The organism is Thermococcus sp. MAR1 (assembly GCF_012027305.1).
GTDB lineage: Archaea > Methanobacteriota_B > Thermococci > Thermococcales > Thermococcaceae > Thermococcus.
In genome coordinates this window covers 1,058,509-1,080,485 of record NZ_SNUF01000001.1, presented here as the reverse complement: position 1 = coordinate 1,080,485, position 21,977 = coordinate 1,058,509, and the positions used below count along the sequence as shown (strand labels likewise).

Genomic DNA, 21,977 nt, shown 5'->3' with positions numbered 1-21,977 from the left:
TTAAACTTGTGTGGGAAAAAGAAAAACCCTCATGAGATCCACGCCACGAGCTTCCTGACACCCTCTCTGAGCCGCTCCTCGTCCTCAGGCCTGGGCATCCCCCTGCTCTCGACGGTGTCAACGTGGTCGAACTTGCTGCGGGTTATCAGGGTCTCTATCTTCTTACCCGCAACGCCGGCCCAGCCGAAGGCCCCGACGATGAGCACGGGCTTCTCGTAGTTGGCCTTGTCCACTATCTCGTAGAGGGCATAGCGTATGCGTGGGTGTATCTCTGCCTCATAGGTCGAGGCACCGATGATTATCGCCTCACTGTCGGGGACTTCGCCGAGAATGTCGCTTACCGCGGGGGCTTCCTTGTCCGTGAACCGGTAGACGACGGGCTTCAGCCCGTGCTTCCTCAGCTCGTCGAGGACTATCTCCATCCTCCGCTCCACAAAGCCGTACATGGAGTCGTAGAGCACCAGAACCTTGCCCTTCGTGACCTTCCCCGCTCCGACGGCCTCGTAGTGCTCGAATATCCTGGCAGGGTTCTTCCGCCAGATGAGCCCGTGGCCGGGGAGTATCATTCTCGCCTCCTCTACTATCCCGAGCCCCTTGAGCTTCTTGATGTTCTGGACGATGTACTTGTGGTAGTGGCCTATGACGGTCACTATGTATTTCGTCACGTGGGGCAGGTATTCCTCCACAACCTTTTCGTCGCTGTCGTCTATGGCGTTCGGTATTCCATAGCCGCCGCCGGCGTCGCAGCTGAATATGAGCCTGTCCTCAACGGCGTATGTTATCATCGTGTCCGGCCAGTGGAGCCAGGGGACGGTTATGAAGCGGAACGTCCTGCCACCTATCTCCATCTCCTCCCCGTCCTTGATTGTGTGGAAGTTCTCAACGACTTTCTCGCCGTAGAAGCCTTCTAAGAAGCGCTTTGCAAAGCTCGTGCCTATGAGCTTGGCTTTATAGCCGTTGGCTTCAAGGAAAGCAGGCAGGGCCCCGGTATGGTCGGGTTCAGTGTGGTGAACAACCACGTGGGTTATCTCCTTTGGATCGACCAGCTTTCTGAGGGCCTTCATGAAGAGGTCGGTGTATTCGGCCTTGCTAAGGTCGAAGAGAATCGTCGCACCCTCAAGCTTCATCAGGTAAGCGTTGTAGGTTATGCCCTCGGGAATGTCCCAGGTGGCCTCGAAGTACCTTATCCTGTCGTCATCGACCCGGATTATGTAGAGCTCCGGATCGTCAAGAATCCTCTCAACTTTCACATCGGGCATTTCTATCACCGAACCTATTTGGTGCGGGGACATAAAAAGTCTTTCTTGACCAAAAAGTTAAGGACAGAATTGGGTAGGATTAAATTTAAAGGGGTCAGGCGAAGGTAATGCTCCTGTCCTTCAGCGAGCGGTTGAGCAGGTCGGCGTGCTCTAGAGTAACCTGGTACTCGGCTATCTTCTCGAGCTTGATGTCGCTTCCGTCGAGGAGTATCCTGTTGACGTAGACCTTGCCCTCGTTGAAGCCCACTGTATAGACGAAGAGGTCCTTCTTGCTCAGGTACTCCTTTATCTTCTCGTCCTCTAAAGCTTTGGCGAGGCCTCCAGCTGCGAAAATCCTGACGTGGACGACGAACGCTCCAGGAACGTCCTTCTCGGCGAACTGCCTCAGAGTTTCGACGAATATCTCCTTGGTCTCCTCTATTGGGGTCTCACCGCCGAACTGGAGAACCGTAACCTGCGGTGCAAAGGCTTTAACGCGCTCCGCTATATCAGCCTCCTTGCCCTTCTCGGCTAAGAAGTGGTAGGTAACGCCCCCGCTGAGGGTTATGAAGGTCGCCTCGGTGGCCGTTGCAATGCTGGAGCAGATGATGTTCTTGCTGGCAACCACAGCCACCTTGTTGAGGCCGAGATCTGCTAAAGCCTTTCCGACCAGCCTCCCGGTCAGGGCTCTAAGATAGATTTCCTCCTCGAAGGTCGTCTTTGCCATCACCACCTCCATACCCAATTCTGTGGGTTTGTTCTCGGTTTTGAGTAGGAACGTTCGGAAATATAATTCTTTCGGTTTCCCTAATTTACTTTTGTGTCCCTAAAAATTCAAACTTAAAACCCCAGCGATAAGCTGAAGTTTAAAGGATAAACTTAAGAGGTTTGGCTTCCAAATAAAATCGGTGATGAAGATGCTGAGCGAAAGAATGCTCAAGGCCCTCAACGAGCAGGTGACGAAGGAAATCTTCTCCGCTTACTTCTACCTCGCCATAGCGGCCTACTTCAAGGACAAGGGCTTCGATGGCTTTGCGAACTGGATGGAGGCTCAGGCCGAGGAGGAACTCGGCCACGCGCTGAGGATATACGACTACATCTTCGACCGCGGCGGAAAGGTCGAGCTTGAGAGAATAGAAAAGCCCAAGGGGGACTTCACCAGCCCGCTGAAGGCCTTCGAAGCGGTTTACCTCCATGAGGTCGGCGTTACCGAGTCGATATACAAGCTCGTGGAGATAGCAGAGGAGGAAAAGGACCGTGCCACCTACCAGTTCCTTCAGTGGTTCATCGAGGAGCAGGTAGAGGAAGAGGCAACGGCCAAGGCGATAGTGGACAAGCTGAAGATTATCGGCGACAACCCTCAGGGCCTTTTCATGCTCGACAGGGAGCTTGGCCAGAGGCAGGCGAGGCTCAGGAGCCTGTTAGTCCAGTCGGGGCAGTGATTTCTTTTCTTCCATTTGTTTCAGCGGTAGAAATATAAATAAGGGAATTCACGCCTTCAGAAGTCCAAGGATCTCCCCTAAGTCTGGCACTTCCCTTATCGGGTAGACCTTGAAGAACGCAACCTTTCCTTCTTCGTCTATGAGGACGTTTGCCCTCTCTGAGAAGCCCTCCTTTTCGCGGAACAGGCCGTAGAGCTTCGCCACTTCACCGTGTGGCCAGAAGTCGCTCAGAATCCTGAGCTTTTTAAGACCGATGTGTTCGGCCCAGGCCTTCTTGCTCGGCACTGGATCAACGCTTATCCCGACGGGGACAACGTTCAGACTCTCAAAGCGTTCGTAGTTCTCCTCCAGGGCCTTCATCTGCTTCTCACATATCCCAGTCCACGCCAGCGGGTGGAAGGACAGCAGAACCTTCTTTCCCCTGAAATCGCCCAGCCTGAATTCCTCACCGTCTTGGTCTTTCAGAACGAAATCCGGGGCATGTTCTCCAATCTTCATGATGGTGCACCTCCAGTGCTCTCAAATTAGAAAAATGAAAGATTCCTCAGGCCCTCTTGCCCTCGAAGAACTTCCCAACGAGGTCGAGTCTCGGCTCGCGCTTCCAGAGGGGTCTCTTGTCCACCCTGTAAGCCGGAACGCTCTCCTCAAAGGTCGGCTTCTCGTTGACGTAAAAGATTCCCAGGGGGAGCGGATCCTCCTCCAGGGCCCTCTTGAATGCCGCCTCCCTGTCGTGCGGGTCGTGATCGTCCATCCAGTAGGTGTGCTCCCTGTACCAGGCGTAGGTGTTCACCTTGTTGAAGCTGACGCACGGGTGGAGGATGTCAACTATGGCCAAACCCTTATGCTGGATTGCCTTCTTGATTATCTCCACGCTCTCCCTGAAGTAGCCCATGAAGGTTCTGGCGACAAAGGAGGCGTTCATGGCTATGGCCAACGCGATTGGGTTGAAAGGCTCCTCAAAGACTCCCCAGGGCTGGGTAGGTGTCTTCATTCCGACCATCGTCGTCGGCGACGCCTGTCCCTTTGTAAGGCCATAAACCTGGTTGTCATGGATTAGGACGGTTATGTCCGGGTTCCTCCTTATCGCGTGGAGCAGATGGTTGCCTCCCTCTGCATACATGTCGCCGTCCCCGCCCTCTGCTATGACCGTCAGCTCTGGATTAGAAGCCTTGACACCGGTCGCTATCGGTATCGCCCTGCCGTGGAGCGTGTGGTAGCCGTTGGCGTTGATGTAGTGGGGCATCTTGGCCGCCTGTCCTATTCCGCTGATTATCGCCACTTCGCTCGGCTTCAGGCCGAGTTCAGCTAAAGCGGATATGAGGATGTTCCTTATCCCGAAGTTTCCACAGCCGGGACACCAGGCTATATCCTTGCTCCCCGGCCTCCTGGGCTCAAAGGCCTCCCTGCCGGTTGGAAGGTTCATTCTACCACCCCCTTCAGGGCATCAAAAACCTCTTCCACCGAGAACGGCCTCCCGTCGTACTTCAGAACGCGGTGATGGATTTCGACGCCGAGTTCTTTTTTCAGAAGGTCCGCGAACTGTCCTGTAACGTTGTTTTCTACAACGATTACCGTCTTGTCATTAAAGAACCGCTTTGTCTCGGGGTTGAGTGGATAAACCCAGCTGAAGTGGAGCAAAGCAACGTCGTCCCTCCCGAGCTCCTCAAGGGCCTCCTCAACCGCGTGGAGCGTTGAGCCCCAGGAAACCACTAGATAGTCAGCGTTTTCCTCCCCAACCAGCTTTGGCAGGGGTGCGTTCTTCCTTATCGTTTCGAGCTTTTTAACTGCCCTCTTCTCCTGCATTTTCCTTGTAAGCTCGGCATCCTCGGTTATGTCGCCCCACTCGTCGTGCTCGTTGCCGTTGGCTATGACCACTTCCTCCCCGTAACCAGGCACAGCTCTCGGCGAGATTCCGTCCTCGGTGAGCTCGTACCTCCGATAACCGGGCTTCGCCTCAACGATGTACCTCTCAAACTTTACCTTGTCCAAGTCCGGCCTGGGCAGGTTGTAGTAAGTATCGACAAAGTACTGGTCGGTGAGAATTATTACGGGAACCTGGTATTTGTCAGCTAAATTGAAGGCCTCAGCAGTTAGGTAGAACGCCTCCTCCATGCTTCCAGGTGCGAGGATTATCCTCGGAAAGTCGCCGTGGCCTGCGTAGAGGACGAGGTTTAAATCACCCTGCATTGTCCTCGTCGGCAGGCCCGTTGCAGGGCCGGGCCTCTGGGCGAGGTGTATGACTATCGGGTTCTCCGCCATTCCTGCCAAGCTCAACGCCTCGCTCATCAGGGCGAAGCCCCCTCCGGAAGTGCTCACCATCGCCCTCGCTCCCGCGAACCACGCTCCGAGGGCCATGTTTATCGCCGAAATCTCGTCCTCGACCTGCTCGACTATTATCCCGAACTCTTCCGCCTTCTGTGCAGCGAAGGTCGAGACGCCCGTTGAGGGGCTCATAGGGTAGAAGCTCAGGAAGTTCATGCCTCCGGCGAGGGCACCTATCCCTACAGCTTCGGTCCCACTGAGAAGGATTTCTTCCCTGACCTTCTCGTCTCTCCCGACTTCCACCTTTATCGTCCCTTGCTCGCAGAGCTTAACGCCCAGCTCGTAGCCTTTTTTAGCGGCCTCGATGTTTTTCCCGACAACGTTCTCCCCCTTGCTCCCGAAGCGCTTCCTTATGTATTCCTCGACCGCCCCAAAGTCGCCGTGGAAGAGGCCGACTATCAGGCCTGCAGCGGTCGTGTTGATGTAGAGCTGGCTTCCCGTTTCGAGGGCGAGCTTCGTGAGGGGCACTTCCACGAGGTTCACCTTTCCGAGAAAGCTCTCCTCGACGTTCTCCCTCTCTCCGAGGACCACGGTAGTATCTGATAGCCTGTCCTCGACCCAGCTCAGGACGCCCTGCTTGAAGGGGACGGGGATGTCTATTCTCCTCACGAAAGCTCTAACGCGTCTGGAAGAAACGCGTATCTCGGTGGTGTTTATCCCGCCCCTCACGCGGGACATGTACTCCTTGTTTGCATAGATGTGGTAACCTGACTTCTTAAGGGCGTAGGTTAGGATTCCCTCGACGGTCTGAATTCCCTGCCCGGCGGCACCGCCAAGAACTATGGAAACATCATTCCTGAACTCGGACATGGGGCACCACTCCGGGGGCAGCTTTTTTGGAGGTTTGATTTTGGTCTCCCCTCCAGGTAATATCCCGAACGATACGAAAACCACGCAGGATAAATTTTGGAACAAACATGTCCATTTGTACTCACCATGATGTAGTAATGTGTAATGATATATAAAGGTTTCCGTACCCGGGGAGTTTGAAAATAAAACTGACCAGGGGGCGTGAGTGGTATGAAGCCTGGTTCCCAAAACCTCTTTAAGGATAACGAGGTATCACCCGTGGTGGTCACATGAGCGTTGCCGTTGTCACTGGTGCCTCCAAGGGCATAGGCCGTGCCATAGCAAAGGCCCTGGCCCGTGAGGGCTACTCGCTCTCCCTCGGTGCGAGAAGCGTGGACCTACTGAAAAACCTCGCGGATGAACTGAAAACAGAGGTCCTCTGGTCGTACCTCGACGTCTCAAGTGAGGCCAGCGTGGAGAAGTTCGCTGAAAAGACCCTTGAACGGTTCAGGAGCGTTGAAATTCTTGTGGCGAACGCTGGAGTCGGGGTCCCCGGAAGGCTCGACGAGATAACCGAGGAAGCGTTCATGCACAGCCTACAGGTGAACCTTCTCGGCGTTTGGAGAACAATAAAGGCATTCCTACCGACCCTCAAAGAGACAAAAGGAACGGTTGTGGTTGTTACCTCCGACCTGTCCACAAGACTCCTCCCCGGGAGCGGGGCTTACGTGGTTAGCAAATGGGGTGCAAGGGCCCTCGTTAAGACATTTCAACTGGAGAACCCGACGGTTAAATTCCTTGAGTTGAGGCCCGGGGCTGTGGATACTCATTTCTACGGGAAACCAGGAAGGAGCCGGGAAGAGGGCTTCATGAAGCCAGAAGACGTTGCGGAGGCCCTGGTGTCGCTCTTGAATCTCCCCCACCACGTCAGGGTCGAAGAGGTTCTACTCCGTTCCATATACCAGGACCCGGTTTACTAAGGTTTTTACGCCCCTTCCCCTATTTTCACTTGGTGGGAGCATGAGGAGGCTTATTATAAGTGGTCCAATTGGTGGACTGGTGTACTGGCTCTTCGTCGCGTGGAGCATAAGCAGGAACCCATGGTTTTCTTTCTGGAAAAACGCCCTCAGCGACCTCGGTGGACCTGAGGCAAACTCGCCCTGGATATATAACTGCGGACTCGTAGTGACTGCCGCCTTAATCCTGGCCTTCTCGGTTTACCTAATCCTATCTGCAGTGAACAAGCTCCAGACAGTTGGGAGTTCCTACATCAGTATCTCGGCAATATTCCTCGCGCTCATCGGGGTTTTTCATGAGGGAACGAGCCCCCATGTTTTTGTTTCAACCTACTTCTTCATCCAGTTCTTTGTTGGCGCCCTTTTCTATGGCCTCGGTTCAAAAAAGTCCCTCAAAAGCATTGCTGTTATTCTCTTTTCCCTCGCAGTTGTGGGGGCGTTTATAAGATGGCCGTCCACGGCCCTCCTTGAGACCTACGAGATACTCTTACTCACGCTTTTCACTCTTGCCGTTGCCCTTTGGGGAGGTGATGGGGAATGAACGCACCATTCCCACCCGTTAGACAACCCCCTGTCCGGGAAAATCGGGTTTTGAGAGTAGAAGATGCCGAGAACGCGGTGAAACTTGTCGAGCAGGTCTTGCCGTTTCTCAGGGCCGGAGAGCCTATAAAGCACCGGGATCACGTGGATGTCCCGGTAATGTACCTCGACTTCGTGATAGACGTGATGCACTACACCACGCGGACGGGCAATCCCTCTCCGAAAGGGGCCCCAATACGGTGCGAAGATTTGGCAGGCAACATCAATGAGGGAATAGAGAATGTCCTCAAAGAGCTCCGCGTTCTTGGGGCTGCGGAGTTCAGAGAACCTGAGAACTGCTGGGTTGTCCCGGTTGCATGGAAAAGCTTTATAGTCCTCCACGTCCGCGTCTCTGCAGATGGGAACGAGTTGATTCCGGATTATCACCTGACGGAAGAGGTGAGGAGACACGGGCTGTAGGGCCACCGACTTCATCAAGCACGAATGGTTCCTTAGTATATTGATGGCATTATACTTAGTGCTGGCCCTAATCGACCGTTCGCTCCCGGGGAGAACTCCCGTACTGATTGATTGGGGGAGTCTGAGCCTAATAACTGCACTGATTATAACTTCAAAGGGCCTTGAGATTTCCGGGATTTTCAGCAGGCTCGCACCCGTCCTGGTCAGAATATCAGGCGGTTCGGGAAGGAGGCTGTTCTTTTTTCTACTGCCCTCGATAGCCTTTTCCTCGGCTGTCATAATGAATGACACGGCAATGCTCGTTTTCATCCCCCTCGTCGTTGCAGTATCCGAGTTCTCGGAACTTGATGGGGGAAGGGCGGTTGCACTGTCGGCGATAGCCGCAAACGTCGGCTCCTCGCTAACCCCGGTAGGAAACCCTCAGAACGTTATAATATGGAGAGAATATGGCATTGGATTTGTCACTTTTATCATTCATATGCTGCCTTTTGTGCTTCTTTGGATGGGAATCCTCTTCGTGTTGGTCATATTCCTCCCGGATGAGAACATCTCCCCAAAACCCCTCCCCCCAATTTCTACCAGATGGGATCTCCTCATAGCTTCCACCCTCGTACTCGGCATGAACATCTACCTCGGTGAAACCGGGAGGGACATAACTTCTTTGGTGATTACACTGATGATCTTTCTTATAGTTGACAGGAGGATCCTCTGGAGTTTCGACTGGGCGCTGGTTCTGACCTTCGCCCTCATATTTGCGGACTTCAACGAGGTATCCCACCTGATTTCGGGATCGGCGAGGATGTTTCCGGGGGAAGGTTTTAAGCTTCTTCTCGCCTCGGCCGGTCTGAGCCAGTTAATCAGCAACGTTCCGGCGACGGTCCTCTTCCTCGGCTCAAAACCGGAGTGGCTTCCCCTTGCACTCGGTGTGAACCTAGGCGGCACCGGGATGATAATTGGTTCCCTCGCAAACCTCATAGCCCTCCGTATCTCAGGGATTGGCATGAGGGACTTCCACAGGTATTCGATTCCGTATTTTCTGATCGCATTGGGGATTTCGATTTTGATACTTCTGCTCTGATTTTTCGACGGGTTTCGGAATGACAAAGTTTATAAAACATTTGCACAATTGCTCAAATGTAGAGGTGATTTATGATGACGGAAGTGTGTAAGGTGTATGAGGAACACCTGGATAAAATCTTGGAAGCCCAGGCAAAAATTCCAGAGGAGGAGGCTGTATTGGAAGCGGCGGACTTTTTCGACGCCCTCGGGAACCCCACGAGGCTCAAAATCCTGCTCGCGCTGATGGAAGCGGGAGAGCTCTGCACCTGCGACCTCTCTGCGATAACGAAACTTTCAGTTTCGGCGATTTCTCACCAGCTCCGCATCCTCAAGGACAGAAAGATAGTAACTTACCGCAAGGACGGCAAGAACGTGTTCTACCGTCTCGACGACGAGCACATCAGGGATATACTGAGAACCGCGCTTGAGCACCTCTCGGAGGTGAAGTGATGCCGCAGAAGCTCGTCCTTGAGGGGCTCGACTGCGCTAGCTGTGCATACGAGATAGAGGAGGCCCTCAAGAAGGAGGGCTTTGAGTTTGCGCTGGTCAACTTCACCACCAAGGAGGCCATCATAGAGGGTGACGTTGAGAAGGCCAAAGAGATCATCAAGAAGGTCGAGCCGGACGTTGAGGTCATGGAATCTGACGAGCACGGCCATGGACACGGCCATGAACACGGAGGAGGGGACTTCAGAAAAACGGTGTACCAGATCGGAGTTTCTCTGGCCCTGTTTGCAATAGGCATAGTAATGCGCTACTACTACGGCATAGACGACGCTTTTGTCTTCGGCATCTTCCTCGCCAGCTACCTCATCTCCGGCTGGAGGGTTCTTAGGAGTGCAGTCGTCAACTCCATCCACGGCAACGTCTTTGACGAAAACTTCCTTATCGCGATAGCCACTATAGGAGCTTTCCTCATCAGGGAGTATCCGGAAGGAGTGGCGGTAATGCTCTTCTACGTCGTGGGAGAGTTCTTCCAGGACCTGGCAGTGGACAGGTCAAGGCGCTCCATAAAGGCACTGCTCGCGCTCAAGGCAGAGTATGCGAACCTGCTTAGAGACGGGGACGTAGTCCGGGTAAAGCCCGAGGAGCTGAAGGTTGGGGACGTTATCATCATCAAGCCCGGTGAGAGGGTTCCCGTTGATGGAGTTATCATCGAGGGTGAGTCGACCGTTGACACCTCCGCTTTAACCGGGGAAAGCGTTCCCAGGACGGTGAAGGAAGGGGAGGAAATCCTATCCGGCATGGTCAACCTATCGGGCGTCCTCAAAGTGCAGGTGACCAAGGGGCTGAAGGAATCAACCATTTCCCGCATCCTTGAGCTCGTCGAGAACGCCAGCGCGAGGAAGGCTAAAACCGAGAAGTTCATAACGCGCTTCGCCCACTACTACACCCCAGCCGTCGTCGGCATAGCTGCACTTATAGCCATAGTCCCCCCGCTCCTCACGGGAGACCCCTTCACTCCCTGGATATACAGAGCCCTGGTGATACTCGTCATCTCGTGCCCGTGTGCGCTTGTCCTGTCGATTCCGCTCGGCTACTTCGGCGGCATAGGTAGGGCAGCGAGGGAGGGAATCCTCGTCAAGGGCTCCAACTACCTCGATGCACTCAAGGAAGCGAGCATAGTGGCCTTTGACAAGACTGGAACGCTCACCAAGGGAGTCTTCAAGGTTACCCGAGTGGAGACGAGGAACGGCTTCAGCGAGGAGGAGATAATAAGGTTCGCGGCCTTGGCTGAGGCCCACTCAAACCACCCGATTGCCAAGGCGATACGTGAAGCTTACGGTGAGGAGATCAACGAGGCGGAGATAGTCGAGTACGAGGAGATAGCCGGACACGGCGTCAGGGCGAGGATTGACGGGACGGAGGTCCTTGTCGGAAACGACAGGCTTCTCCACAGGTTCAAGGTCGAGCACGACACGTGCAGGGTTAAGGGGACGGTGGCCCACGTCGTCATCAACGGAAAGTACGCCGGCTACATAATAATCTCAGACGAGATAAAGGATGACGCCCCGCTCGCTGTGAAGGAGCTGAAGCACCTCGGGATCAAGAAGGTCGTCATGGTCACGGGAGACAACAAAGACGTTGCTGGGGAGATAGCGAGGCATCTCAACTTAGACGGCTTCTACGCGGAGCTGTTGCCGGAGGACAAGGTGAGGGTCATAGAGGAGCTTGAGAAAGAGGCAGAGGGAAAGGTCGTCTTCGTGGGCGACGGCATAAACGATGCTCCCGTCCTGGCCAGGGCGGACGTTGGTGTCGCAATGGGTGCTTTGGGTAGTGACGCGGCCATAGAGACTGCCGACGTCGTCATAATGGACGACAAGCCGTCCAAGCTGGCAAAGGGTATTAGGATAGCGAGGAAAACGCGGAGGATAGTATGGCAGAACATAATCTTTGCCTTAGCGGTCAAACTGTCCTTCATAGGCCTTGGAATCCTTGGAGAAGCTACCATGTGGGAGGCGGTCTTTGCGGACGTCGGCGTTGCCCTCATAGCGGTCTTCAACGCCATGAGGATTCTGAGGTGAGTCTCTTTTTCCATTTAAACCAGAGTAAGCTGTTTTTACTCGCATGTTCTAACTAGCTTCATTTAAATTTTTGTCGCGTTTTTGTATAAAAATGTTTTTATGCCGTTAAAAGTATTGTATAATGGTAATCCTAATGGCGAACTTTGGACTATGGTGGGTTAGATGGAACGGCTCGGGTTATGAATCGAGGATGATAAATGGAAGGGACAATACTGGAAGACTGGGGGATGAGTATGTATAACTCCTTTAAAATCTCGTTTTTAGTTTTGCTGCTTATTCTTCCGTTAGTTTCCGGTGAGACTTGTGAGCCCCATGAAACCTATTCAATAACCTCAATCCTACCCAGCAATGGGTATGCATTTATTATCGTGCACCATTCTGAGTGGGTATGTGAGGTGATTGCGGGGGAAAGAACACTTAGGCGTAACATGCCCGATGGAGAGTACAACCTTTACTATCTTTTCAATGGAAGCGACTTGCTGTTTTTAGGAAGAAGTAATCCTCTACTCGGCGAACCATCAGTAGTGGTCGAGATTAACGGAACCTTTTACATTCTCCAGCGCGAGCAGAGGGTAGTTCCCTACAAAAACGTCACCATGACGATCAACGGGGAGGCAAAGAACTTTACACTCACCGCCAAAAAAACCGAAATGAGAGTTTATCGCTTCGATGGTTGTGCATCTCTCATATGGAACTGCACAAGACTTGAATTTCAGAACGGGACAGAGCGCACAAAATGTAATAGAACCGAGATTCTGAGCTACTTCGCCAACACCCCACAGAAAAGTCCATCAGGTGTCAAGGGAGTCATTGAGAACGGTTTCATAGTCTTTAAACTTGCAAATTTAACTTATGGGATTCCAGTGACTGAATTTGACTGGTATGTATCAGGCTTCTTTAGGAACAAAATCAACCCTTCATGCACTACCTGTCGGTAAGGGAATTCTCATCTATTACCCAGGAGATGTTAAAGTTAATGAGGGGGGCTCCGCTTCAGAGTTACCGCTTCTGTTCTTTTATGACGGGAAAAAGCTAATTCACCTAAAAATGCATATGGGTAGTGTACAGGAGCCTCCAGGATGTTGGGATAGGAGTAATTTTTCCCGAAGATTAACCCTCCCTAAGCCCTTGATTATTCTTACTGGGGCCATCCTAATGTTTATACTAGTTTACTGGGGGATTAGGAGGCATGTCTAGATCAATTTAAGCAGAATTGAAAAGGGAGGGTTCCATATGTGTAAATGCATGTGGGAGGTAGGGCTTGTTCTTTTTCTATTGTTGCTTTCGTTCCTATACTTCGTCTCGGCCACCAGATCCCTCTGCAGCCCCAATCCAGTTCTTGCCCTCACTGCACATAGTACTACTTCTACTTCAAAGACGGAAGGATCTACTACCTCGGGAACACCACCGGGGCGGAGGAGCTTTTTATACTTTCCACGAAGACCTATGGTATCTGAGCGATGGGAGGGCCGTAGACCTGAAAGAGCCGTGCATATTGAAGAACATCACCGTTCTGGCGAGTCGCTTCAAAGCTGGAGATATTTACTCCGTCTTCCTCGTTGGTGCGGTATTTGGCTGGCTCGTTGAGGGTGTCGTTGTCCAGACCGTTTACACGGATTTTCCCTTCGGCATAGTCTGGACGCCGCTGGCCTGGCATGCCCTCATCTCGGTTCTTATCGGTATATATCTGGCCGGAAAGGCTTTGAGCGAGTGGAAGATCAGAAACTCCCTTCTCTTCTTTGTCCTTTTGGGGGCTTTCTGGGGTTTCTGGGCCTCCTACTGGAAGCTTGAGGACGGCTATGCGGTAGGCCTTGGAGACTTCGCCCTCTACGCGCTCTTCTCAACCATTCCCCTTTTGCCCTCTTATGCCGTCCTTCACAAACTGGCTTCGGAGGAATTTAAACCTACGAGGGCTGAAATCGGTGTCTTCACGGCCGTCCTGCTGTTTTTTGCATTCTTTACGTTCCTGACCGTTTCGTTCTCGGCTCTCCTCCTTCCGCCCCTCATAGGTATTACCCTCTATGCCCTGCGGAGGCTCAAGCGGAAGAGCTTTTTCTCCGACTATGGGGGGTGTGGAGATAAGCAGATACCCCATGCTCCTCCTGATGCCCGCCTCTGCCCTCTTGGTGTATGCCCTCACAAGGGAAGTATGGTTTGAGGTCAACGTTCCGACGGCGCTGGTCACCTCGGGGCTCGGCATTGCCCTGTTTTTGAAGGCCATTTATAAGGCATTGAAATGAACCCCTGCAATATTGGAAATTTTTGGAATGGCCAATTATCATTTTGTTCGTAGTAACCCTATTAACGCTTCAAATTAAAAAGACGTTGGGGAAGAAAAAGGTGATCCAAAATGAAAGGCGAAATGAATGAAATGGAAAACGGCGGAATGAAGGGCCACGGGAAAATGGGTGGCATGAAGAGAATGAAAGGTAAGGGAAAGATGAAGGGTGGCTGTAAGGGCCACGGCAAGGGAATGGAAGGTATGGGAAAGGGCCACCACGGAATGCACGGAATGGAGGAACCCAAGAAGGAGTACGCCTATGTCAGAGAGGTTGAAACAGGTTTCGATGAGACCGTGGCGAGGGTCAAGGAGGAGCTTAAGAAGGAGGGCTTCGGTGTCCTCAGTGAGGTCAGGGTTGACCAGCTTTTCAAGGAGAAGCTCAACCTTGACATGGAGCCATACGTCATCCTCGGCGCCTGCAACCCGAAGTTCTCAAGCGAGCTCATAGGCATAGACATCAACAGCGGTACCTTCCTGCCCTGCAACCTGGTGGTGTACGTGAAGGACGGAAAGACCTACGTGAGCCTGCTGCTCCCGACGAAGGCCATGAGCATAACCGGGAACGACGAGTTGCTTGAGGTCGCGGCGAAGGTCGAGGAGATTTTGGGCGACATTGTGAAAAGAATCTGAGCCCCGGTTTTTCGAAACTTTAAAGGATAAGGTTATAGGGGTTCGAAACGAAAACTTAATGGTGATTTATATGGTGGATAAGGAGGCCCCTCCCATAGAGGGGCACGGTGAGATGAAGATGGAGAAAGGGGGAGACCATGAAGCTGAAGATACGGGCCACGAGGGTCACAAGCACTCCCACGCCGAGCACCACAGGATGATGATGGAGGACTTCAAAAAGCGCTTTATAGTCTCCGTGATACTGACGGTCCCAATCCTGATCCTGTCGCCGCTGATACAGAGGTTTCTGGGCTTTGAGCTGACTTTTCCAGGCGATCACTACGTTCTCTTTGGCCTCTCCGCTGTGGTCTACTTCTACGGTGGCTGGCCCTTCCTTAAGGGCATGGTGGACGAGCTGAAGAAAAAGCTGCCGGGCATGATGACCTTAATAGCATTAGCGATCACGGTTGCCTTCTTCTACAGTGCGGCGGTGACCTTTGGCGTTCCTGGGAAGACTTTCTACTGGGAGCTTGCGACGCTTATTGACATCATGCTCATCGGCCACTACATCGAGATGCGCTCAGTCCTTGGGGCTTCAAGGGCCCTGGAGGAGCTCATAAAGCTCATGCCAACGGAGGCTCACCTCGTAACGCCCGAGGGAATAAAGGACGTTCCGGTCAGCGAGCTGAAGAAGGGCGATATAGTCCTCGTCAAACCCGGCGAGAAGATACCCTCCGACGGCACCATAGTCGAGGGTGAAACGAGTGTAAACGAGGCCATGCTAACGGGTGAGTCGAAACCGGTCTATAAGAAGCCCGGCGATGGGGTCATCGGCGGTTCCATAAATCTCGAAGGGGCCATAAAGGTCAGGATAGAAAAGACAGGAAAGGACACCTACCTGATGCAGGTCGTTGAACTCGTCAGGCAGGCGCAGGAAACGAGGTCAAAAACTCAGGATCTGGCCAACAGGGCGGCGTTCTACCTTACAGTGATAGCCATAACGGCAGGAACGATAACCCTGGGTACATGGCTCTACCTCGGTAAACCCTTCGTCTTCGCCCTGGAGAGAATGGTTACCGTGATGGTCATAACGTGCCCGCACGCGCTTGGCTTAGCCGTCCCGCTGGTCGTTTCGGTGTCAACGTCAATCTCGGCCAAGAAGGGAATCCTCATAAGGAACAGGGAGGCATTTGAAAGAGCGAAAGACGTTCAGGTGGTCGTTTTTGACAAGACCGGGACGCTGACCGAAGGCAAGTTCGAAGTAACCGACATAATAGCGCTGGACGAGCTCGGCGAGGAGGAGATCCTGAAGTATGCGGCGGCACTTGAGTCCCAGTCAAGTCACCCGATAGCCCAGGGAATAGTCGAAAAAGCTGAAGAACTCGGCCTTGGGACCTACGAGGTCAGCGAATCGAAGGTTCTTCCGGGCAAAGGTGTCCAGGGCGTCATCAACGGAAAGGAGGTCCTCGTTGTGAGCCCCGGCTTCTTGAAGGAAAAAGGTCTGTGGGGAGAAGACGAGCGCGTCAACAAAGTCTTGGAGCAGGGTAAGACTGTTGTCTTCCTGGTTCTTGATGGAAAGCTCGTGGGTGCTATAGCTCTAGCCGATAAGATAAGACCCGAATCGAGGGAGGCCGTTGAAAAGCTCCACGAGATGGGCATAAAGGCCTACATGCTCACCGGCGACAACGCCAAGGTTGCGAAGTGGGTTGCTGAGGAACTCAGGCTGGATGGCTTCTTCGCCGAGGTTCTGCCGCATCAGAAGTCTGAGAAGGTCAAGGAGCTCCAGGAGCAGGGTTACACCGTAGCGATGGTGGGTGACGGTATAAACGACGCCCCTGCTTTGATCCAGGCCGATGTGGGCATAGCCATTGGAGCAGGAACCGACGTGGCTATAGAGAGCGCCGACATAATCCTCGTCAAGAACGACCCGAGGGACGTCATAACGGGGATACACCTTGCCAAGGCGACCTACAGGAAGATGGTGCAGAACTTGGCGTGGGCAACAGGATACAACACCTTCGCCATTCCTTTGGCGGCGGGAGTGATGTACAGCTACGGAATCCTCCTCAGCCCTGCCCTTGGCGCCCTGCTGATGAGCATGAGCACGGTGATAGTGGCCATCAACGCGAGGTTTTTGAAGGTCTGACGGCGAATATCTTGCCCTTTTTATATTCTTTTTCTTGTTTCCTTGACAACTTATCCGTTATCTCGGAAAGTCCCCCATATCAAAGGCCAGGTAACCCTCTCCCCTCAGCTCCTCTTTTTCATCAAGGTGCTTTGCAACCAGCCCGTAGCGTTTTCCCTTTCCATCGATGCCCACTTTCTCGCTCTTCTCCTCAAGTTTCTTTAGGACCCTTAGGGCGTCACGGTAGGAGATGTTCTTCCACTTGACCTCAAAAAACGCAACCTCATCAGTTAGACTGTTGATAGCGACGAGGTCTATCTCCTCCTTCTTGTCCCACCACCGGCCTATCTTCGTGAACCTGAAGGGAAGATTACCCTTTGCGTTCAGCCTTATCAGGAACTGCTTCGCTATTTCCTCAAAGACCTCGCCGAGGTATACATTGAAGTCTTTTCTGAGGTCATCGAAGCCTATGGCCCCAATTTCAATGTCATCCCTGTAAGGGTAAACGAAGCGGAGCCAGAAGCGGTAGTAAAAATCCTTCACGCGGTAGATTCCAAAGCGCTTTCTCTCCCTCACCGTCACGGGGAACTCCCTGTAAACCAGATCAAGGGTTTCGAGCGTCTTCAGGTACTTCGGAAGGTTCGTCACGGCCACCTTCGTCTCGTTGGCGATCTCAGTGAGCTTCGTTTTCCCCTCGTTTATCGCCCTCAGGATGTTCAGATAGGTCACGGGTTCCCTCAGCTCATCCTTCAGGAGCCTCTCGGCGTCTTCGTAGAGTACACTCACCTTGCTGTAAAAATTCCGCTGGATGTTCTCCTCGACGCTCAGCGAGTCGTCGAAGTACCGGAGGTAAGCGGGGATGCCGTCTATGGTGCCGTACACCTTCACAAGCTCCTCCCATGAGTAGCGGGGAAACGCCTCTCCAAGGTGGAAAAAGCCGAGGCTTGACAGCTTTATCTGGGCCGTCCTCCTCCCGTAGAGCGGGTTTTTGTAGCTCATGAGGCTCTCCATGGTGGATATCGACGAGCCGAGGAGAATAAGCATTATCCTGGAGTCCCTGAGAATCTCGTCCCAGATGTACTGGAAGAGCGAGAGAATGGATTTGTCTTCCTCCACCCAGTAGGGGAACTCGTCGATTACAAAGACGAGCCTTCCAAAGTTTCTAACTTCCTCGAAGAACTCTTCCAGATTCCTGGCCTCGATAAAAACGTTGAACTTCCTGTTGAAGCCCGTGACCAATCTCTCAATCTCAAGCTCCATCGGTTCTTTTCTTGCCAGGAAGTAGAAGCTGGGTTTGTTTTTTATGAACTGCTTTACAAGCTCGGTCTTTCCAATCCTTCTTCTCCCGTAGATGAGAACGAGGTGTGCCCTGTCCTGGGCGTATAGTTCTTCGAGGGCATTCAGCTCGAACTCACGGTCGATAAATTTTAGTATCATGATATTAAATATCACGTTATTAAATTTAAGCCTTTCGGCAGAAGGCGTTGCCGACTTTGTCTTCTACCATGGAATAATCCGGCGATTAAAATTGGTTGACGGAGGTTGGATGATTATATCGGCGCGAAGTTCTTGAAGGTTTGATGGCCTCTTTGCTTTATCTTTTGCGATAATCTTCCCGTATTTCTTTCTCTTTTGCCAACAATAAGCCCTATAGCCTTTACCATTGAGTAGTGTTTGAGGAGATCAAAATGATGTTCGAAAGTTTAGGGGGCCAGTTCTTGGCCCATGTTGGAGAAGGAGAATGGGGGTGGCATGAGATGATGGGATTCGGCTACTTTGGAATCTTTGGGGCGATATTCATGCTCCTGTTCTGGGTGATGATAATCGTTGGAATAGTCTGGTTCATTAAATGGCTGGTTGAGCAGGGCTCTGGGGGAAACAAGAAGAGCGCCCTGGGGATACTCGATGAGAAGTACGCACGGGGCGAAATAGACGATGAGGAATACGAGAAGCGACGGAGAAAGCTCCTTGAGGGATGAGTACCTTTCATTTTTTCAGCTTTCTTGATAATTATGGTTTCCTTTCCGAAAATTTTCGGGGTTTGAATTTCCAGAATGTGAGCAATAAGCCCTATATCCCACCGGGCGAAGGCGTATATGGAAAACAAAATTTGAGGTGATGCAAAATGGAGTGGAAGTCCCTGTTTATCGGGCTCCTCATCGGAGCGCTCATAGCCCTTCCGCTTGGAATGGCCCACACGGGGGGATTCGAGACAACCGAGAGAACCGGCACGCGCTGGGGCTTTGGCCCCATGGGCGGCTACGGCATGCACGGCATGATGGATGATGAGATGTACGCGGAAATGGAGGAGCACATGGGAGATGGCAACCTCATTGAGATGCACGATGAGATGGAGTCTGCCATGGAAGACTACATGGCCAAGTACATGGGCGACGGCTGGAAGGAGAGGCACGAAGCCTGTGAGGAAGCCATGGGAATCGAGGAGGACGAGTGAGTCCTCAGCTTCCCGCTTTTCCTTTTACCTCCTCTTTTAGCTTGAATTTTTCTATGTTCTCCCTCGTTTTCTTGAACTCCCTCAGGCAGGTCGGGCAACAGAAGAAGTAAACCCTGTTGTGGTACTTATACACGATGGGCTCCCCGACGATCTCCTTGCCGCAGTAGTCGCACTTGAAGGGAACCTTGACCCTTGGGGGACTGGGACGCTCTATACTTTCGAGAATGGGCATTATCTCGATAACCTCGAACCCTGCACCCTCTATGACCTTTCTCAGCTCCTCCATGTTCTCAACGGCTATTTTTATGAGGTACTTCCTGCTCGTGAAGCGGTTTATTTCGATGATCTCCTCGAACTCCTTCATCTTATCTGGCTCGTCCGTCTTTACTATCAGCGCAACGACGTTGTGCGCCCTGAGAAGCTGCGGATTGAGCTTTACGGTGTACTTCTTGATTATCCCTTCCCTTTCAAGCTTTTCAAGCCGGGACTTGACGGTCGGCCTGCTGACACCGAGCCTTTCCGCAAGTTCTGAGATGCTCAGCCGGGAGTCGTCCATCAGCAGATAGATGAGCTTCAAGTCCAGGTCGTCTATCTTCATTCAACTTCACCGAGCTGAGGTATCTCGTTCAAACTATAAAAATTCTCTGGTTGAGCTTTTCAGATTGTAAAAAATAATCCCCATAAGTCCTCAAGCATAGTAAGTAACGGTGGAGGAAATGGAGCTTACGTTGAAGGTTAACGGCATGACCTGTGCCATGTGTGTTAAAACCATAGAGAGGGCCCTGAAAGAACTTCCTGGAGTGAAGGAAGCCAGGGCTAATTTGAACTCAGAGAACGTCCACGTTGAATTCGATGAATCCAGGGTTGGGTTGAACAGAATTATAGCCACCATCGAGGAGCTGGGCTATGAAGTAGTTAGAGAGCGGAGGGAAGCGGTGATTAAGATAGGTGGAATGACGTGCGCGATGTGTGCCAGGACCATAGAGGCCGCGCTCGGGGAAGTGCCCGGCATTCTGGACGTGAGCGTCAACCTGGGAACCGAAAGTGCCAGGGTGAGCTACGACCCTGGCCTCGTAACTACTGACGACATAAAAAAAGCCATTGAAGAAGTTGGCTACCAGTTCATCGGCGTTGAGGGCGAGGAAACCCACGACCTTGAGAGGGAGCTGCGGGAGAGGCATCTCCGCAACATGAAGAAGAAGCTCGGCGTCGCGTGGGGAATAGGGATAGTCCTCTTCGCCTCCATGCAGGCTGGGCGCTTCGGCTTTGAAATCCCGTACCTCATGCCCATCCAGTTCATCCTGTCCACCGTTGCGATAGCCTACGCCGGCAGGGAGATATTTGGCAAAGCCTGGGGCTCGCTCAAGCATAAAGCCCTCAGCATGGAGGTCATGTACTCCCTGGGCATAGGTTCGGCCTACCTGGCGAGCGTTCTGGCCACGGTTGGTGTCATTCCGAAGGACTTCAACTTCTACGAGGCCAGCGTCCTGCTCATGGCTTTCCTGCTCCTCGGCAGGTACCTCGAAACGAGGGCCAAGGGGAGAACGAGCGAGGCCATTAAGAAGCTCATGGGGCTTCAGGCGAAGAAGGCCACAGTGATAAGGAACGGCGAGGAGATTGAGGTTCCGATAAGTGACGTCAAAGTTGGGGACGTCGTGATAGTGAAGCCCGGTGAGAGGGTTCCCGTTGATGGTATCGTGCTCGATGGTGAAGGCTACGTGGACGAGTCCATGATAACCGGAGAGCCGGTTCCGAATCTCAAAAAGGCCGGGGACGAGGTTATAGGAGGGACGGTAAACAGGAACTCCGTGCTCAGGGTAGAGGCAAAGCGCGTCGGCAGAGATACCGTTCTGGCACAGATTATAAGGCTCGTTGAGGAGGCCCAGAACACGAAGCCGCCGATACAGAAGCTCGCCGACGCGATAGTTGCCTACTTCATACCCGCCGTCCTCACAATCGCGCTACTCTCCTTCGCCTACTGGTACTTCGTGGCCGGTGAGCCCGTGCTCTTCGCCTTTACGACCCTTCTCAGCGTTCTGGTAATAGCCTGCCCCTGCGCCTTCGGCCTTGCAACGCCGACCGCTTTGACGGTTGGAATGGGCAAAGGGGCCGAGATAGGAATACTCATCAAGAACGGGGAAGTGCTTGAGATAGCGAGGAAAGCCACCGTCGTGCTCTTCGACAAGACCGGAACGCTCACGAAGGGCAAGCCTGAAGTGACCGACGTAATAACCTTTGGCATGGACGAGAAGGATCTCATAAGGCTCGTTGCCTCGGCGGAGAAGCGCTCTGAACACCCGCTTGGAGAGGCCATCGTGAGGAAGGCCCAGGAACTCGGCCTTGAGCTTGAAGAACCGGAGGAGTTCGAGGCCATAACCGGCAAGGGCGTTAGGGCGGTTGTTGGTGGGAAGGAGGTACTGGCAGGCAACAGGAAGCTCATGGCTGAGAACGGCATCGATATCACCGGAATGGAGGACTTCCTCACTAGACTTGAAAACGAAGCAAAAACTGCTATAGTGGTCGCTGTGGACGGTAACGTTGCGGGCGTAATCGGCATAGCGGACACAATAAAGGACGGGGCAAAGGAGGCCATTGAGGAGCTCCACAGGATGGGCAAGAAGGTCGGCATGATAACCGGCGATAACAGGAGAACGGCCGAGGCGATAGGGAGAGCCCTTGGGGTGGACTACGTCCTCGCAGAGGTTCTGCCCGGAGACAAGGCGGTGGAGGTCAAAAAGCTCCAGGAGAGAGGCGAGACAGTTATCTTCGTCGGCGACGGCATAAACGACGCCCCTGCCCTGGCCCGGGCGGATATAGGCATAGCCGTCGGCAACGCGACGGACATAGCCATGGAGAGCGGGGACATGGTTCTCATAAAGAACGACCCAATGGACGTGGTGAGGGCAATAAAGCTGAGCCAGAAGACGCTGGCGAAGATAAAGCAGAACATCTTCTGGGCGATGTTCTACAACACGATGCTGATTCCCTTCGCGGCTGGTCTGGCATTCGTCCTCTTCGGCGTGGAGTTCCAGCCTGAGTGGGCGGCGGGAGCGATGAGCATAAGCAGCGTCAGCGTCGTCACAAACTCGCTCCTGCTGAAGAGGGCTAAGGTGTGAG

Annotated in this window: 21 protein-coding genes; 14 read left to right on the top strand and 7 right to left on the bottom strand. The window is 53.0% G+C overall.

Features of this window, described 5'->3' with window-relative positions; translation table 11 throughout:
• Positions 1–29 precede the first annotated feature (29 nt).
• Both E3E25_RS06150 and E3E25_RS06145 read right to left on the bottom strand, forming a co-directional pair.
• Positions 30–1,259 carry an FprA family A-type flavoprotein gene (locus E3E25_RS06150; RefSeq protein ID WP_167892728.1) on the bottom strand — a complete coding sequence of 410 codons (1,230 nt, stop codon included), beginning with the start codon at positions 1,257–1,259 and terminating at the stop codon, positions 30–32.
• A 94-nt stretch (positions 1,260–1,353) separates the two neighbouring features.
• On the bottom strand, positions 1,354–1,965 hold the full coding sequence (locus E3E25_RS06145) for a hypothetical protein (RefSeq protein WP_167892727.1): 612 nt from the start codon (positions 1,963–1,965) through the stop codon (positions 1,354–1,356).
• Positions 1,966–2,155: 190 nt separating this feature from the next.
• Between E3E25_RS06145 and E3E25_RS06140 the strand changes: the two genes are divergently transcribed.
• Complete coding sequence (locus tag E3E25_RS06140; RefSeq protein ID WP_167892726.1) at positions 2,156–2,680, top strand: ferritin; 525 nt, start codon at positions 2,156–2,158, stop codon at positions 2,678–2,680.
• A gap of 48 nt (positions 2,681–2,728) precedes the next feature.
• Here E3E25_RS06140 and E3E25_RS06135 read toward each other — a convergent pair whose 3' ends face one another.
• From E3E25_RS06135 to E3E25_RS06125, 3 genes are read right to left on the bottom strand one after another with little or no spacing between them, the layout of a single operon-like run.
• Entirely contained in the window at positions 2,729–3,178 is a 450-nt protein-coding gene (locus tag E3E25_RS06135) for a peroxiredoxin (protein WP_167892255.1), read from the bottom strand.
• A gap of 46 nt (positions 3,179–3,224) precedes the next feature.
• Positions 3,225–4,103, bottom strand: coding sequence for a thiamine pyrophosphate-dependent enzyme (locus tag E3E25_RS06130; protein ID WP_167892254.1), 879 nt, complete (start codon positions 4,101–4,103; stop codon positions 3,225–3,227).
• Positions 4,100–5,812 carry a 2-oxoacid:acceptor oxidoreductase subunit alpha gene (locus E3E25_RS06125; RefSeq protein WP_167892253.1) on the bottom strand — a complete coding sequence of 571 codons (1,713 nt, stop codon included), beginning with the start codon at positions 5,810–5,812 and terminating at the stop codon, positions 4,100–4,102. The genes E3E25_RS06130 and E3E25_RS06125 overlap by 4 nt, the downstream gene beginning before the upstream one ends.
• Before the next feature lie 269 nt (positions 5,813–6,081).
• Here E3E25_RS06125 and E3E25_RS06120 point away from each other — a divergent pair, with 269 nt between their 5' ends.
• From E3E25_RS06120 to E3E25_RS06075, 10 genes are all read left to right on the top strand, one after another.
• The gene (locus tag E3E25_RS06120; protein ID WP_167892252.1) at positions 6,082–6,771 is read left to right on the top strand and encodes an SDR family oxidoreductase; all 690 of its coding nucleotides are present in this window, start codon (positions 6,082–6,084) and stop codon (positions 6,769–6,771) included.
• A 40-nt stretch (positions 6,772–6,811) separates the two neighbouring features.
• A complete protein-coding gene (locus E3E25_RS06115) occupies positions 6,812–7,348 on the top strand; it encodes a DUF998 domain-containing protein (RefSeq protein WP_167892251.1) in 537 nt (178 codons plus the stop codon).
• Positions 7,345–7,806: a hypothetical protein gene (locus E3E25_RS06110; RefSeq protein WP_167892250.1), complete on the top strand. Its 462-nt coding sequence runs from the start codon at positions 7,345–7,347 to the stop codon at positions 7,804–7,806. The genes E3E25_RS06115 and E3E25_RS06110 overlap by 4 nt, the downstream gene beginning before the upstream one ends.
• A gap of 43 nt (positions 7,807–7,849) precedes the next feature.
• Positions 7,850–8,884 (top strand): SLC13 family permease, encoded by a 1,035-nt coding sequence (locus E3E25_RS06105; protein WP_167892249.1) that lies wholly within the window; start codon positions 7,850–7,852, stop codon positions 8,882–8,884.
• Between the two features lie 74 nt (positions 8,885–8,958).
• On the top strand, positions 8,959–9,315 hold the full coding sequence (locus tag E3E25_RS06100; protein ID WP_167892248.1) for a helix-turn-helix transcriptional regulator: 357 nt from the start codon (positions 8,959–8,961) through the stop codon (positions 9,313–9,315).
• Entirely contained in the window at positions 9,315–11,390 is a 2,076-nt protein-coding gene (locus E3E25_RS06095) for a heavy metal translocating P-type ATPase (protein ID WP_167892247.1), read from the top strand. Before E3E25_RS06100 ends, E3E25_RS06095 begins: the two co-directional genes overlap by 1 nt.
• Before the next feature lie 197 nt (positions 11,391–11,587).
• Positions 11,588–12,328, top strand: a complete 741-nt coding sequence (locus E3E25_RS06090) for a hypothetical protein (RefSeq protein WP_167892246.1) — start codon at positions 11,588–11,590, stop codon at positions 12,326–12,328.
• A 557-nt stretch (positions 12,329–12,885) separates the two neighbouring features.
• On the top strand, positions 12,886–13,548 hold the full coding sequence (locus tag E3E25_RS06085; protein ID WP_167892245.1) for a hypothetical protein: 663 nt from the start codon (positions 12,886–12,888) through the stop codon (positions 13,546–13,548).
• 192 nt (positions 13,549–13,740) lie between these two features.
• Positions 13,741–14,301, top strand: a complete 561-nt coding sequence (locus E3E25_RS06080; protein WP_206204611.1) for a DUF302 domain-containing protein — start codon at positions 13,741–13,743, stop codon at positions 14,299–14,301.
• Positions 14,302–14,371: 70 nt separating this feature from the next.
• Positions 14,372–16,426, top strand: a complete 2,055-nt coding sequence (locus tag E3E25_RS06075; protein WP_206204610.1) for a heavy metal translocating P-type ATPase — start codon at positions 14,372–14,374, stop codon at positions 16,424–16,426.
• 57 nt (positions 16,427–16,483) lie between these two features.
• Here the strand turns inward: E3E25_RS06075 and E3E25_RS06070 are convergent, their stop codons facing one another.
• Positions 16,484–17,842: an ATP-binding protein gene (locus E3E25_RS06070; protein ID WP_167892244.1), complete on the bottom strand. Its 1,359-nt coding sequence runs from the start codon at positions 17,840–17,842 to the stop codon at positions 16,484–16,486.
• A 320-nt stretch (positions 17,843–18,162) separates the two neighbouring features.
• Here E3E25_RS06070 and E3E25_RS06065 point away from each other — a divergent pair, with 320 nt between their 5' ends.
• A complete protein-coding gene (locus E3E25_RS06065; RefSeq protein WP_240910745.1) occupies positions 18,163–18,384 on the top strand; it encodes an SHOCT domain-containing protein in 222 nt (73 codons plus the stop codon).
• A 146-nt stretch (positions 18,385–18,530) separates the two neighbouring features.
• Positions 18,531–18,860, top strand: a complete 330-nt coding sequence (locus E3E25_RS06060) for a hypothetical protein (RefSeq protein ID WP_167892242.1) — start codon at positions 18,531–18,533, stop codon at positions 18,858–18,860.
• 4 nt (positions 18,861–18,864) lie between these two features.
• Here the strand turns inward: E3E25_RS06060 and E3E25_RS06055 are convergent, their stop codons facing one another.
• Positions 18,865–19,458: a TRASH domain-containing protein gene (locus E3E25_RS06055; RefSeq protein ID WP_167892241.1), complete on the bottom strand. Its 594-nt coding sequence runs from the start codon at positions 19,456–19,458 to the stop codon at positions 18,865–18,867.
• Between the two features lie 118 nt (positions 19,459–19,576).
• On the opposite strand from E3E25_RS06055, the gene E3E25_RS06050 reads away from it, so the two are divergent.
• Positions 19,577–21,976: a heavy metal translocating P-type ATPase gene (locus E3E25_RS06050; protein ID WP_167892240.1), complete on the top strand. Its 2,400-nt coding sequence runs from the start codon at positions 19,577–19,579 to the stop codon at positions 21,974–21,976.
• Position 21,977 lies beyond the last annotated feature (1 nt).